This window comes from Pigmentiphaga litoralis, assembly GCF_048632615.1.
Classification (GTDB): domain Bacteria; phylum Pseudomonadota; class Gammaproteobacteria; order Burkholderiales; family Burkholderiaceae_B; genus Pigmentiphaga; species Pigmentiphaga litoralis_B.
Genome location: NZ_CP184479.1, coordinates 18,180 through 32,527, shown reverse-complemented (window position 1 = coordinate 32,527; position 14,348 = coordinate 18,180). Strand labels below are relative to the sequence as shown.

The 14,348-nt window shown below is 64.1% G+C and carries 13 protein-coding genes and 1 pseudogene; 7 read left to right on the top strand and 7 right to left on the bottom strand.

Annotated elements, in window-relative coordinates:
- Positions 1-106 precede the first annotated feature (106 nt).
- The gene (locus tag ACNANG_RS00165) at positions 107-1,081 is read left to right on the top strand and encodes a Bug family tripartite tricarboxylate transporter substrate binding protein (protein ID WP_420225473.1); all 975 of its coding nucleotides are present in this window, start codon (positions 107-109) and stop codon (positions 1,079-1,081) included.
- 91 nt (positions 1,082-1,172) lie between these two features.
- Here ACNANG_RS00165 and ACNANG_RS00160 read toward each other — a convergent pair whose 3' ends face one another.
- Positions 1,173-2,063, bottom strand: a complete 891-nt coding sequence (locus ACNANG_RS00160) for a LysR substrate-binding domain-containing protein (RefSeq protein WP_420225472.1) — start codon at positions 2,061-2,063, stop codon at positions 1,173-1,175.
- 192 nt (positions 2,064-2,255) lie between these two features.
- Between ACNANG_RS00160 and ACNANG_RS00155 the strand changes: the two genes are divergently transcribed.
- On the top strand, positions 2,256-3,035 hold the full coding sequence (locus ACNANG_RS00155; RefSeq protein WP_420225471.1) for a sulfite exporter TauE/SafE family protein: 780 nt from the start codon (positions 2,256-2,258) through the stop codon (positions 3,033-3,035).
- Here the strand turns inward: ACNANG_RS00155 and ACNANG_RS00150 are convergent.
- From ACNANG_RS00150 to ACNANG_RS00125, 6 genes are all read right to left on the bottom strand, one after another.
- Positions 3,032-3,733, bottom strand: coding sequence for a uracil-DNA glycosylase family protein (locus ACNANG_RS00150; protein WP_420225470.1), 702 nt, complete (start codon positions 3,731-3,733; stop codon positions 3,032-3,034). The two genes, ACNANG_RS00155 and ACNANG_RS00150, sit on opposite strands and share 4 nt — an antisense overlap.
- 127 nt (positions 3,734-3,860) lie before the next feature.
- Positions 3,861-5,714 carry a PhoX family protein gene (locus ACNANG_RS00145; RefSeq protein ID WP_420225469.1) on the bottom strand — a complete coding sequence of 618 codons (1,854 nt, stop codon included), beginning with the start codon at positions 5,712-5,714 and terminating at the stop codon, positions 3,861-3,863.
- A 170-nt stretch (positions 5,715-5,884) separates the two neighbouring features.
- A complete protein-coding gene (locus ACNANG_RS00140; protein ID WP_420225468.1) occupies positions 5,885-6,598 on the bottom strand; it encodes a nitroreductase in 714 nt (237 codons plus the stop codon).
- Between the two features lie 181 nt (positions 6,599-6,779).
- Positions 6,780-7,541: an ABC transporter permease gene (locus ACNANG_RS00135; RefSeq protein WP_420225467.1), complete on the bottom strand. Its 762-nt coding sequence runs from the start codon at positions 7,539-7,541 to the stop codon at positions 6,780-6,782.
- Positions 7,538-8,464, bottom strand: coding sequence for an ABC transporter ATP-binding protein (locus ACNANG_RS00130; protein WP_420225466.1), 927 nt, complete (start codon positions 8,462-8,464; stop codon positions 7,538-7,540). The genes ACNANG_RS00135 and ACNANG_RS00130 overlap by 4 nt, the downstream gene beginning before the upstream one ends.
- A 60-nt stretch (positions 8,465-8,524) precedes the next feature.
- A complete protein-coding gene (locus tag ACNANG_RS00125; RefSeq protein ID WP_420225465.1) occupies positions 8,525-9,424 on the bottom strand; it encodes a LysR family transcriptional regulator in 900 nt (299 codons plus the stop codon).
- A 138-nt stretch (positions 9,425-9,562) separates the two neighbouring features.
- Here ACNANG_RS00125 and ACNANG_RS00120 point away from each other — a divergent pair.
- The 5 genes and pseudogenes from ACNANG_RS00120 (at position 9,563) to ACNANG_RS00100 (ending at position 14,339) form a co-directional block, all read left to right on the top strand.
- A pseudogene (locus ACNANG_RS00120) lies at positions 9,563-10,554 on the top strand (2Fe-2S iron-sulfur cluster-binding protein).
- A gap of 90 nt (positions 10,555-10,644) precedes the next feature.
- Complete coding sequence (gtdA, locus tag ACNANG_RS00115) at positions 10,645-11,745, top strand: gentisate 1,2-dioxygenase (protein WP_420225464.1); 1,101 nt, start codon at positions 10,645-10,647, stop codon at positions 11,743-11,745.
- Positions 11,746-11,804: 59 nt separating this feature from the next.
- A complete protein-coding gene (locus ACNANG_RS00110; RefSeq protein WP_420225463.1) occupies positions 11,805-12,503 on the top strand; it encodes a fumarylacetoacetate hydrolase family protein in 699 nt (232 codons plus the stop codon).
- Positions 12,504-12,555: 52 nt separating this feature from the next.
- Entirely contained in the window at positions 12,556-13,863 is a 1,308-nt protein-coding gene (locus tag ACNANG_RS00105; protein ID WP_420225462.1) for an aromatic ring-hydroxylating dioxygenase subunit alpha, read from the top strand.
- A complete protein-coding gene (locus tag ACNANG_RS00100; RefSeq protein WP_420225461.1) occupies positions 13,860-14,339 on the top strand; it encodes an aromatic-ring-hydroxylating dioxygenase subunit beta in 480 nt (159 codons plus the stop codon). Before ACNANG_RS00105 ends, ACNANG_RS00100 begins: the two co-directional genes overlap by 4 nt.
- Positions 14,340-14,348 lie beyond the last annotated feature (9 nt).

The window sequence follows — 14,348 nt, the reverse complement described above, 5'->3', positions numbered from 1 at the left end:
ATCGCGCGGATCGCCGGACCGCGGCGGCCGGGACCGCTGTCAGCACTACCGCAGTCGAACAACGAGCGCACAGCGCCAGGCCCTTGCGGGCTACCGAGGAGACATCATGACTTTCATTCGCACCCTGATTGCGGCCGCCGTCAGCACCGCCGTCCTGGCCAGCCCGTTGGCCGCCGTGGCCGCCGATGCCTATCCCACCAAGCCCATTCGCCTGGTCGTACCCTTCGGGCCGGGCGGCGGCACGGACATCGTCGGCCGTCTGGTGGCGCCTTACCTGTCGGCCAAGCTGGGCCAGCAGGTCATCGTCGAAAACCGCGCTGGCGCTGGCGGCGCGATCGGATCGAATATGGTCGCCAAAGGCGCGCCCGATGGCTACACCATCCTGTTCACCGACACGGCGCGGACCATCGGCCCCTATATGCAGAAAGACCTGTCCTTCGACATTTCGAAAGACCTGGAGCCGCTTGGACTGATCGCCGGAACGCCCTTGCTCCTGCTGGCCAACCCGAATATTCCGGTCAAGTCGTTTACCGAACTGATCACCTATGCGAAGGTGAATCCGGGCAAGCTGAACTACGGCAGCTCGGGCAACGGCACACCGCAGCACTTCGCCGTTGAATTATTGAAGGCCGCCAGCGGGATCGACATCACGCATGTGCCCTACAAGGGCGCGGCGGCCGTCGTCACCGATGCGGTGGGCGGACAGGTGGACCTCGCATCGGCCACGCCCGCGCCATCGGCCGAATTCATTCGCACGGAACGGCTGCGCCCGCTGGTGGTGATGGAACCGAAGCGGCTCGCCAGCCTGCCCAACGTTCCGGCCGCGGCCGAAAAATACCCCGATGTGGTGCTGAGCATCTGGTTCGGCCTGATGGTGGCGTCAGGTACCGACCCTGCCATCCGCAAGAAGCTGGCGACCGCCGTCAATGAAGTCGCTGCGAATCCGGAATACGTCGAAAAGCTGCGGACGGCGGGCTTCGAGCCAAACAGCGAAAACGCGGGCCAGTTCAAGGCCCGCATCGAGCGGGAGTTGAAGCTGTTCGGTGAAGTGGCGAAGAAAGCGGGCATCAAGCCGGAATGAGCCGAGAGGGCCAGGCCCTGATCGCCCGGGCGCCCGACTGCGCATCAACGACAGTGCGCAACCTGCCGTAGGGAGCCGCCCGTTGCGATGTCTACCTGGCATGCGCCCGCAGATGGTCGAGCATCTGGCGGGCCGGCAGGGTAAGTTGGTCGGGGTCACGCACGCACAGCACGACGTGCCGGCGCGTCCAGGCGTCGATCAGCCGGACGCGCCGGATTCCGGCGGCGCGCCCCATCCGCCGCACGGCCGCCTCAGGGACGACGGCCACGCCCGCGCCGCGCCCCACCATCCGGCAGATGGCATCCATGCTATCGAGCCGCACCCGGTATGCCAGCGTCTTGCCCGCCAACCTGGCGTGATGCGTCAGCAAGGCCGCCATGGCGCCTTGCTCCGCCTGACCGATGAACGGCTCATCGAGCACGTCCGCAAAGCGCGCCGCAGGTCCATCAGCCAATGGGTGGTCCTTAGGCACGATCAGCACAAGCCGATCCGCTCTGAAGGGCAGCACCGCCAACCCTTGCAAGTCCGCGGCGTCGGACGCCACCCCAATGTCACACATGCCCGTGCGCACGCCGTGCGCGATTTCGGCGCTGGTATGTTCATGCACATCAAGCGACACGAGTGGATGCGCCACCAGGAAATCCGCCAGGACTTCGGGCAGATGCTCGCTCACCGCCGCGGCATTGGCCCGCAGCCTGACATGGCCCCGCACCCCATTGCCATACTGGCTCAACTCGCCCTTCAGGTGCTCCAGTTGCTGCGTCACCAGCCGGGCATGATGGGCCAGGGTGCGCCCCGCAGGCGTTTCGACGACGCCGCGCCGATTGCGGATGAGAAGCGGCTCGCCCAGCGCGTCTTCCAGGCCACGAATGCGTTCGCTGGCGGATGCCAAGGTCATGTGCGAGCGCCGCGCGCCGGCCGTGATGGAACCGGCATCGCGAATGTGCAGGAAAAGCTGGAGGTCGATCAGGTCGAGGCGCATGAGGCATCGTAGCAGGGCAGGCAGGCAGGCAGCTGCGATGCACGGCGGGTATGTGGTCCGCATGGCAGGCGCGCTCCGGCCCTGGCAGGCTAAGGATGCGCCTGAGGCAGGTCGTGTATCTTCCCAATGCACCGCACGCCGGCGCGGCGCGCACAATCGCACTTTGTCGCTGTCCTTGCGAGTTCGCACACCATGTCTACTTCCTTGTCCTCGCTGCTGGCCGTATTGCTGTCGCCCGTCGGGATCGCCACCGTCGCCATCTTTACTTTGGCAGGCTGCGTCAAGGGCGTGGTCGGCCTGGGCCTGCCCACGGTCGCAATGGGCCTGCTCGCCCTGGTGATGCCGCCGGCGCAAGCCGCCGCGCTGCTGATCATTCCTGCTTTCCTGACCAATGTATGGCAAGCCTTGCCGTGGCGATCGGCATGGCGCGTATTGCGCCGCCTGGCGGGCATGCAGGCTGGCGTATGCCTGGGTACGTGGCTGACCGCCTGGAAATGGGGCGCGCCGTCGGGCGCCGGCGCCGCCTACCTGCTGGGCGGCGCCCTGATGGCCTACGGCGCATGGGGCCTGCTGGCCCGGCCCAGGCAACTGTCCCGGCAAGCGGAGCGATGGGTGGGGCCCCTCGCAGGCGCGGCAACTGGCGCGATTGCCGCCATCACCGGTGTCTTCGTCATCCCGGCCGTGCCGTACCTCCAGTCGCTTGGCCTGGCGCGTGACGAACTGGTGCGGGCGATGGCCATCAGCTTCATGATCTCGGTCGCCGCCCTCGGGGTCGTGCTGACCCGCAGCGCCGACATGTCATCTGGCGTGGCGGCCGTCTCCGCGCTGTTGTTGCTGCCCGCACTGGCGGGCATGGTGATCGGTCAGCGCATCCGGGACATGCTGTCGCCGGTGGTGTTTCGCAGGTGCTTTCTAGGCAGCCTGATCCTGCTGGGCGCGTATATGGTGGGGGCGCAAGCGATCAGGGGCTAGACGCCCCTGATGTCCAGCGTGTCGCGCCGGACCTCCAGCGCCTCCAGCCGGTCGCGCAGCAGACCTGGAAAGCGGGCGTACCAGACCGCGTTGAGTGGAGAGGGGTGGGGCAGTGGCGCCAGCGTCAGCGTCCGGGACCTGCCTTCGGGCGCTTCAAGGAAGATTGTCAGCGTACGGACGAAACGGTCGTCCGACGCCCAGAATGCATCCAGCAGCGCGCGCGTGTCCGCCGGCTGTCCGATGCCAAACCACAAAAAAGCCTCGCGCCCCAGGGTGATAACGGTCTTGCCGCGCCAGACGTTCAGCAGCAGGTCGGAAATCAAGGGCTGGAAGCGCCGCTTGACGGCCATGGACCACGCCTTGTTGCCGACCGGCTTGTAGGGCACCGTGTTGATCCAGAAGAAGTCGTTCGTGAGCGCGCTCAGGGTGTCGACGTCGGCGGCGTGATGTCCGGTCAGGTGTTGGTAGACCACGCGTCGTACCAGCTGGCCTCCCGCGCCAATGAACGGTTCGCCGCGCCGCACTTCGTCACGCCCGGGGTCCCGCCCAAAGAAGGCAATGCGCCGGGTCGGCGCGCCCAGACCCAGAATCGGGTCGAGCGGATCCTTTCCCCAGGCGGCATAGGCGTCGACATCGATGCCCGGCAGGTCCTGGGCCGCCGCGCGAAAGGCGGCAAGTCGTGCGGCGTTCAAAGGCATGGGCCGCTACTCCAGACAAGAAGAAGGCCCAAAGCAGGGCAGGCCGTCATTGTGCCTGCAGTCAGCGGCCCCCAAAAAAACGGCGCTACCCGAAGGTAGCGCCGCCATGGCAACTGCGGTGTGCTGCTTACGCGCCGACAGGCTTGCCGTCCGTGCGACGCACCACGACGGTCGACGACCGTGCCGGCAGGTTGGCCGCGGGCCACTTGCCTGTCGGATGCTGGATGTTGATGAACATCGTCGTCAGGTCTGGTGTGTACGCAATGCCGGTGATCTCGCAACCCAGCGGGCCTGCCAGGAAACGCTTGGACTGGCCCGTCTGCTGGTCAACGTAGTACTGCGAGTTGTTGCCGAAGATATCGGTCGTGCTCGCGCCGGTGCCGGCGTCGGTCTGCACCCACAGGCGGTTCTGCGGATCGATGCGGATGCCGTCCGGGCTCGAGAACGTGTCGCCCTTGATGTTGCCTTTCTGGTTGTCGGCGGCGATCGAAGGATCGCCCGCCAGCAGCAACAGGTCCCAGGTGAAGGTCGTGGCCAGTGGCGACGCTCCCGTTTCCTTCCAGCGGATGATATGGCCGTGCGGGTTGGTCGCGCGGGGATTCGATTCGCTGGTGCGGCGGCGGCTGCCGTTGTTGGTCAACGTGCACAGCACGGTGCCTTCCTGGCCCACCGTGATCCATTCCGGGCGATCCATCAGCGTGCCGCCAGCGACGCGGGCCGCCGACTTGGTGTTCAGCAGGACATCGGCCTGCGTGTTGAAGTTGACGATGGTCGACGGGGCGACCGTGCCCGGGGCGACTTGCGTGAAGTTGCCCGGGTCGGTTGCGCCGACCACCAGGCCGTTCTTGCCCTGGGTCAGTTCCACCCAGTTGCCCGACCCGTCGCCATTGAAGCGGGCCACGTACAGCGTGCCTTCATCCAGCAGATTGGCATTGGCGGCACGGTTGGCCGGATCGAAGGCTTTGCTCGGAATGAACTTGTAGATACAGCCAGGCGTGCTGTCATCGCCCATGTAGAACGCGACGCGGTTGGCGGCATTCGTCATGTAGGCGGTGTTTTCGTGGTCGAAGCGGCCCATGGCGGTACGCTTGGTGGCGGGCGCGAGCGTGCCGAGCGGATCGATTTCCACCACCCAGCCATAACCGACTTCGGGTTGCGTCGGGTCCAGGTAGTTGTCGGTGGTTTCTTCACAGGTCAGGTACGTGCCCCAGGGCGTCGGGCCGCTGGCGCAGTTGTTCAGCGTGCCCACGACCGTGTTGCCCACGACCGATTTGGCCGGACCGCCCACCTGGTACACGGTGTTGCCCGTGTAGCGCTTGTTGTAGGTCGAGTTCTGCTTGACCGACCATTTGCCGGTGTCGGCGCGTTGCACTTCGATGACCGACACGCCGACGTTCGACAGGGCGATCTTCTTCTGTTCGGCCGTGGCTGTCGCGGCGTTGTAGCTGCCTTCGAACAGGATGGCGGAATCCAGGGCTTCGTGGTTGATGGCGAGCAGGCCACCCTTTTGCGGATCGACGTTCGGGATCGCGTAGAAGTGCATGCCATCGTGCTGGCCGCCTGCCTGACGCTCGGTTTCGGCGGAGGTCTGGAACGCACCCTTGTAGCCCGTCGAGCCGGCAACGACCGGGTCGCCTGCCGAGAACAGGACTTCAGCCACGTAGCCATTCGGCACGATGACGGCGTCGAACAGAGGGTTGGCGCGGTCGGTGACCTTGGCGATCGGCGTGAAAGTAACACCGTAGTTCAGCGCGGGATTGGTGGGCGTCGACGTACCGTTGTCGTTGTCGTCGCTGCCACCACAGGCGGCCAGGCTCGTAACGCCGAAGACCGACAGCATCGACAGGCCAAAACCGCTTTTCAGCATGGTGCGACGGCCTGGGTTGGCCGCCACGATGTCTTCCAGCATCTGACCTTCAACGGTCACCACGCCTTGCTCGGCGCGTTTCTTGGCGCGGAACTCGTCTGTCAAATAGGACATGCAAACCTCTTAATTTGGTGGGGTAGGAATCAGCCGGCGCGGGGCGTCTGGCTGAAACTGACCGCAAGCTTAAAGAGGCAATGTGACGGTTCCGTGAACGGACGTCAGCTATTTGTCAGGCGGCGTGGTGCGTCACTGGAGCGGCTGCGTGTCCACCCACCGGGCGAAGGTCAGGACAGGAAGGTGACGAAGTCATCGATCGCGGCGCGTTCGGTCGTCAGCCGATTGGCGGCGGCATCGGGGTCGGCGTAGCCCAGGGCCATGCCGCATACGAAGGTCTCGTTGTCGGGCAGGTTCAGCTGGTCGCGGATCACCTGATGAAAGCCGTTGAACGCCGCCTGCGGACAGGTGTCCAGCCCCCGCCCGCGCGCCGCCACCATGATGGATTGCAGGAACATGCCGTAATCGAGCCAGCTGCCTTGCTCCATCGTGGCGTCGATCGTAAAGAGCAGTCCCACCGGCGCGTCGAAGAACCGGTAATTCCGGCCGTGCTGCGCATGCATCGCCGCCTTGTCGGCCTTGCCGATGCCGAGCAGGCCATATAGATCCCAGCCGACCTTGCGCCGCCGCGCCAGGTAGGGCTCGATCCATTGCCGCGGATAGTAGGCATAAGGTTCCGACTGCGCCGCCGCCTTGTCCGGATCGTTGTAGACCGCAACAATGGCGTCCGACAGCGTCGTCAGCCGATCACCGGTCAGCACGTACACCTTCCAGGGCTGCACGTTGCTGCCCGACGGCGCGCGGGACGCCACTTGCAGAATCGCTCGCACCTGCGCCTCGGGCACCGGCGTGGACAGGAAGGCGCGGACAGACCGCCGGCTGGTGATGGCGGCGTCAACCACCGCGCTGGTTGAGGAAGAGGGCGTCTCGGAAGGGGATGTCATGAGGTCGGCTCGTCATTGTTCCAGTCAGTGCCCGTTTTCACGGCGGCCCGATGGCCTGACGTGGGGCCGGGCTTCGCGGCCCGGTCGGGGCGTTTTTATCCACATGATCTGTGGATAAAATCCGCGCCCGCTGGCCGTGTGATCGTTGCCGGGCGGGCGCGTCATGCTCAACCATTTGCGCTCAGTTCTTGAGCCGGTATCCCGTGCGGAAGATCCAGCGCACGCCCAGCATGCACATCAGCAGAAAGACCAGCGTCATGCCGACGCTGGCAAACAGGCTGACGTCGGCTACGCCATAGAAGGCCCAGCGGAAGCCGCTGACCAGATACACGACCGGATTGAACAGGGTTACCTTCTGCCAGAAGGGCGGCAGCATATCGATCGAGTAGAAGCTGCCCCCCAGGAACGTCAGGGGCGTCACGATCATCATCGGAATGATCTGCAGCTTTTCGAAGCCGTCGGCCCAGATGCCGATGATGAAACCGAACAGGCTGAACGTGACGGCGGTCAGGACCAGGAAGGTCACCATCCAGACCGGATGCGCGATCTCGAACGGAATGAAGAGCCTCGCGGTCACCAGCATGATCAGACCCAGCATGACGGACTTGGTCGCCGCGGCCCCGACGTAGCCGATCACGATCTCGACATACGACAGCGGCGCCGACAGCACCTCATAGATGGTTCCGGAATACTTGGGCATATAGATGCCGAACGACGCATTGGAAATGCTTTCGTTCAGCAACGACAACATGATCAGGCCCGGGATGATGAAGGCCCCGTAGCTGATCCCGTCGATGGCCACCATGCGCGAACCGATGGCCGAGCCGAACACCACGAAGTACAGCGACGTGGAAATCACCGGTGATGCGATGCTCTGCATCAGGGTGCGGAAGGTGCGCGCCATTTCAAAGCGGTAAATGGCGCGGATGGCGTACAGGTTCATGCGTTCCCCCGGACCAGGCTGACGAAGATCTCTTCAAGCGAACTCTGCGAGGTCTGCAGATCCTTGAATTCAATGCCGTGCTCGCTCAGCAGGCGAAGCAGGCCCGCGATTTCACTGCGCTGTCCTTCGTTGTCGAAGGTGTAGACCAGCTTGCAGCCGTCGGGCGACAGATCGAGCCGGTACTGCGCCAACCCGGCGGGCACGGCAGACAGCGGATGTTGCAGTTCCAGCGTCAGCTGCTTCTTGCCCAGCTTTTCCATCAGCGCCGTCTTGTCTTCGATCAGCACGATTTCGCCGCGATTGATCACGCCGATCCGGTCGGCCATTTCTTCGGCTTCTTCGATGTAGTGCGTGGTCAGGATGATGGTGACGCCGTTCTCGCGCAGCTGGCGCACCATGTCCCACATGCCGCGGCGCAGGTCCACGTCCACCCCGGCGGTGGGTTCATCCAGGAACAGGATGCGCGGTTCATGCGACAGGGCCTTGGCAATCATGACCCGGCGCTTCATGCCACCCGACAGCGCCATGATGCGGCTGTCGCGCTTTTCCCAGAGCGACAGGTCGCGCAGGATCTTTTCGATGTAGGCGGGATTGGCCGCTTTTCCGAACAATCCGCGGCTGAAGTTGACGCTGCTCCACACGCTTTCGAACATGTCGGTAGAGATTTCCTGAGGCACCAGTCCGATCTTGCCCCGCGCCGCGCGGTACGCATCGCGGATGTCGTGCCCGTCAGCCGTGACGGTGCCTTCACTGGCATTGACGATGCCACAGATGATGCTGATCAGGGTGGTCTTGCCGGCCCCGTTCGGACCGAGCAGGGCGAAGATTTCGCCCGGGCGGATGTCGAGGTTGATGCGTTTGAGCGCCTGGAAGCCCGAGGCGTAGGTCTTCGACAGGTTCTTGACGGATACGACGGGCTGCACACGGGCTCCGGTCAACGAGATGAGAGGGCCAAGGATAGCAGCCGCAGCCCAGGGCCCGCGTCAGCCTACGAAGGATTCGAACACGATGTTGCGTAACCACTGGTTTGCGGGATCCCTGTGGAATTTGGCGTGCCAGAACAGGTTGATGCCAACCGTAGGAAGCGGCAGGGGGTGGGGCACATGCTTGAGTCCGAAGGGGCCCGCCGACCGCAGGGCATAGCGCTCGGGCACCGTGGCCAACATGTCGGTGGTGCTGAGGATATGCCCGACCGCGACGAAATGGGGCACCGTCAGCAGCACCCGCCTAGTGCCCTTGGATTCGATGATTTCGTCCATGCGTGCGTGGCCCGTGCCTTGGGACACGACAACGACATGACTGGCGTCAAAGAAGCGTTTGGCCGTCAACTTCTTGCCATCCACCTCGTGCCCCGCGCGGAACATGCACACATAGCGCTGCAGGAACAGGCGGCGCTGGAAAAAACCGGTCTTGAGCTGGGGAATGAGGCCGACCGCGACGTCGACCTGACCTGCCTCCATCGCGTCGGCCAGGTGATCGAGCGTGTTGCGCACCGTGCTGAGCGTCACGAAGGGCGCCTCGGTGGCCAGGCGGTCCATCAGCCTGGGCATCAGGTCGATCTCGCCCAGGTCGGTCATGCTGATCGTGAATTTGCGCGTGCTGGTGGCCGGATCGAAGGTGCTGCGCTGGTTCAGGCTGCTGTGGATGGCGTTCAGGGCATAGGCGATCGGCTCGGCCAGCTGCGCGGCGTAGGGAGTGGGTTCCATGCCGCGCGCGGTACGGATGAAAAGCTCGTCGTCCAGCAGAAGGCGCAGGCGTTTGAGCGCGTTGCTGACCGCCGGCTGGGTCAAGCCTAGCGAGGCAGCCGCCGCCGATACGCGGCGCTCGGTCACGAGGCGCTGAAAAACCACCAGCAGGTTCAGGTCGATATCTTTCAGGTCCATGGGGCTGCCCGTGTCTGGCCAAGGCCGTCGCAATATTCACGGCCGTGATTATCAAGATTCACGACATTCTATATATTAATTTTTCCCGCCTCTCTACACTGCGTTCATAAACACAACAATGCAAGCCGAGACAGCTTCATGGATCTTCATATCGAGCCCGTGGGCCGAACCTTGACGTTCGACGCGGGCGCCAATCTGCTCGACACGCTGCGCGCCAACGAGGTGCCGGTGTCGTACAGCTGCATGAGCGGCCGCTGCGGCACCTGTCGCTGCAAGGTGCTGGACGGCGACGTGCTCGAATCCGGCCGCGAGATCACGTACACCCGCCCGCGGGGGACGTCGACGGCCGCTACGTGCTGGCCTGCATGAGCGTGCTCACCCAGTCCTGTCGCATCGAGGTGCCCGAGGCCGACGACGTCGTCACCCATCCCGCGCGGATCCTCAAAGCCACCGTGGCCCATATCGATCAGCTGGCCCATGACATCGTCGGGCTCCGCCTGAAATCCGCCAAGCCGCTGGACTTTTCTCCAGGCCAGTACGCCACGCTGCAATTCAGTCCGGAGCATATCCGCCCGTATTCCATGGCCGGCGTGGCAGGCGATGACATGCTGGAATTCCACGTCCGCAAGGTGCCCGAGGGCCGCGTGACCGGCTATGTGCACACCGATCTGAAGGTGGGCGATACCGTGCGGGTCAGCGGACCACTGGGCACCGCCTACCTGCGCCGCCGTCATGAAGGCCCCATGCTGTGCGTGGCGGGAGGCACGGGCCTTGCGCCGGTTCTGTCCATCGTGCGCGGCGCCCTGGTGGGCGGCATGACCAATCCCATTCACGTGTACTTTGGCGTACGCTCGGTGCAGGACGTGTATTGCGCCGAGCGCCTGAGCGACCTGGCGGCGCGGCATGCCAACCTGCGCACGCATATCGTGGTGGCCGCAGGCGCCCCGGCGGCAGGCATGCGCGGGGGCTGGGTGACCGATGCGGTCGACCAGGACTGGCGGGATCTGACCGGCTGGCGGGTCTATCTGTGCGGCGCGCCCCCGATGGTCGAGGCCGCGGCCTTGCTGGCCGCGCGCAAGGGCGCCGCGCCAGGGCATATCCACGCTGACGCGTTTTACGCGGCAGCTTAGCAACCGGCATGACGCGTTTTACGCGGCAGGTCGGAAACCGGCATGACGCGCTCGTCGCGGCAGCCCCGGACATCACCAGGAGACACGATCATGAATGCGCAAGTCCAGATCGATGACCACAAGGTTGACACCCTCAACGTTGACACCCGCAACGTTGAGGGCAACAACGACACCGCGCGCCAGCGCGCCGCCTACTACGCCCGCATTTCGCAAAGCAGCCTGACGCCGCTGTGGGAAGTGCTGGGCGCCCTGGTTCCCAAGCAGCCCAACTCGCCCGCAGTGGGCGCACTGTGGAAATATGCCGACATTCGCGACTACGTCATGGAGGCCGGCCGCCTGATCACGGCCGAAGAAGCCGAGCGCCGCGTCCTGATCCTAGAGAACCCCGCCATGCGTGGCAACTCGTCGATCACGCAGACCCTGTACGCTGGCCTGCAACTGATCCTGCCGGGCGAGATCGCCCCCGCCCATCGCCATACCCAGAGCGCGCTGCGCCTGGTGCTGGACGGGGAGGGCGCCTACACCGCCGTGGACGGCGAACGAACCACCATGAAACGGGGCGACTTCATCATCACGCCGGCATGGACCTATCACGACCATGGCAATCTGGGCGATACCCCGGTGGTGTGGCTGGATGGCCTCGATATCCCGCTGCTGCGCTTCTTTGACGCCGGCTTTGCCGAACATGGCCACACCCTGGCGCAGTCCGAACTGCGGCCCGAAGGGGATGCCCTGGCCCGTTACGGCAACAACATGCTGCCCATGGACTTCCAGCAAACCGCCGCGCAGCCTACCAAGGTGTTCGTGTATCCGTTCGCGCGCACCCGCGAGTCGCTGCTATCCATTGCCCGGACCGCGTCCGATCCGCACATGGGCCACAAGCTGCGCTTCGTGAATCCGGCCACGGGCGCGTCGCCGATGCCGACCATGGGCGCGTTTGCCCAGCACCTGCCCGCAGGCTTCGAGACGCAGCCCCATCGATCCACCGACGGCACGGTGTATGCCTGCCTGGAAGGCGAAGGCGTGGCCGAGATCAATGGCCAGGCGTTTGCCTTCCAGCCCAATGACGTATTCGTGGTGCCTTCCTGGCACACCTTGCGCCTGCAGGCGCGTCAGGACACGATCCTGTTCAGCTATTCCGACCGCCCGGCCCAGCAGTCCCTTGGCCTGTGGCGCGAACAGAAGTTGTAATACCGACTGCGCGGCATGCCCGCCGCGCACCATTCGTCTGATTCGTTCAAGGAGTCTTCATGACCTATGCCATCGCCCAACCGGCACAAGTTGCGCTCGACATCGTCGGCACCGACGACCAGTTCCCCGTCAATCGTGTGTTCTGTGTCGGCCGCAACTATGCCGCGCACGCGCGTGAAATGGGCCGCGACCCCGATCGCGAAAAGCCCTTCTTTTTCATGAAGCCCGCCAATGCCGTCGTGCAGGCCGGCGAAACCGAAACGACCATTCCGTATCCGCCGCAGACCAGCAACTTCCATCACGAGATCGAACTCGTGGCCGTGATCGGTACGGGCGGCAAGGACATTCCGATCGATCAGGCGCTTGAACACGTCTATGGCTATGCCGTCGGTCTGGACATGACCCGGCGCGATCTGCAGCTGGACGCCCGCGACAAGGGCCGCCCCTGGGAATTCGGCAAGTCGTTTTCCAAGTCGGCGCCCATCGGCCCCATTTCGCGCGTGAGCGAGATCGGCCATCCCGAAAAAGCCGCCATTGCCGTGACCGTGGATGGCCAGACCAAGCAAAGTTCCGACATCGACATGCTGATCTGGTCGGTGGCCGAATCGATCGCCTACCTGTCGCAATACGAGACGCTGGAACCTGGCGACGTGATCATGACCGGCACGCCGGAAGGTGTCGGCGCGGTCAAGCCGGGACAGGTCATGCACGGCACGATCGACGGCCTGACGCCGATCACGGTTCGCGTCGCGGGCTGACCGCGCCAGCCGCCTTCCCGACGACGGCATGACACCAATGGAGGAGACCGCCATGGATACGACCACGCTGAACGGATCCGCGACCGCCAACGCGACCGCTCCCGCAAGCACCCCCGTGTTCCCGAACGACCCCGCCTGGCAAGGCGACGGGTCAAGCCGCATCCCGTTCTGGGCCTACACCGACCAGGCGCTCTACAAGAAGGAGCTCGAACGCTTCTTCTATGGCAAGCATTGGTGCTATGTCGGCCTGGAAGCCGAAATCCCGAACCCGGGCGACTTCAAGCGCACGGTGGTGGGCGAACGGTCCGTGTTGATGACGCGCGATCAGGAAGGCGGCATCAACGTGGTGGAAAACGTGTGCGCGCATCGCGGCATGCAGTTCTGCCGCGAACGCAACGGCAACAAGAAGGACCTGGTCTGTCCTTACCACCAATGGAACTATTCGCTGAAGGGCGACCTGCAAGGCGTGCCCTTCCGCCGGGGGGTCAAGCAGGACGGCAAAGTCAACGGCGGCATGCCTAAGGACTTTCGAACCGAAGACAACGGGTTGAACAAGCTCAAGGTTGCGACGCGCGGTGGCGTGGTCTTCGCGTCGTTCGACCATGACATCGAAAGCCTGGAAGATTTCTTGGGCCCTGACATCCTGGGCTACTTCGACCGCCTGTTCAATGGCCGCAAACTGACCCTCCTTGGCTACAACCGCCAGCGCATTCCGGGCAACTGGAAACTGATGCAGGAAAACATCAAGGACCCCTATCACCCAGGCCTGCTGCATACGTGGTTCATCACCTACGGGCTCTGGCGCGCCGACAATAAGTCAGAACTGAAGATGGACAGCCGCCATCGCCACGCCGCCATGATCTCGACGCGCGGCAACAGCGGCGCCAAGAACGAAGTCACGAGCGGGGTCACCAGCTTCAAGGAAAGCATGGAGATCAACGACAAGCGACTGTTGGACATCGTGCAGGAAGACTGGTGGAAAGGCCCCACCGCCGTGATGATGACCGTGTTTCCAAGCGTCATCTTCCAGCAGCAGGTCAACAGCGTATCGACGCGGCATATCCAGCCCAGCGGCACCGGCGCGTTCGACTTTGTGTGGACCCATTTCGGGTTTGAAGACGACACGCCCGAGATGACCCAGCGCCGCCTGGTCCAGGCCAACCTGTTCGGCCCGGCCGGCTTCGTGTCGGCCGATGATGGCGAGGTGATCGAGTTCTCGCAGAGCGGTTTCGAGCAGAAGCCGTATCACCGCGCGCTGGCCGAACTGGGCGGCACCGACGTCGGCAACACCGACCACATGGTGACCGAGACGCTGATCCGCGGCATGTATGGCTACTGGCGTGGCGTGATGGAGGTATGACGATGGACCCGATGCACACCTTCCTTGCCGTGCAGGACATCTACACGGACTACACCGCCGCCGTCGACAACAACGATTGGGATGCATGGGCCAACCTGTTCCTGGACACCTGCGAATACAAGGTCCAGCCGCGCGAAAACTTCGAGCGGGGCTTCCCGCTGGCGACCATGTGGTTCCTGAGCCGAGGCATGCTGCGCGACCGCGGATACGGCATCAAGGAGACGCTGTTCCACGACCCGTACTACCAGCGCCACATCGTGTCGGCGCCGCGTATCCTGAGCGCCGATGGCGGCGTGATCGTGAGCGAAGCCAACTATGCGGTGTTCCGCACCAAGCTGGATGGCGAGTCGACCGTCTTCAACGTCGGCCGTTACCTGGACCGCCTGCGCACCACCGAGGACGGTCTGCGTTTCGAACAACGTTTCTGCATCTACGACTCGGAAATGATTCCGAACTCGATCATCTATCCCATTTGAGGATGTTTT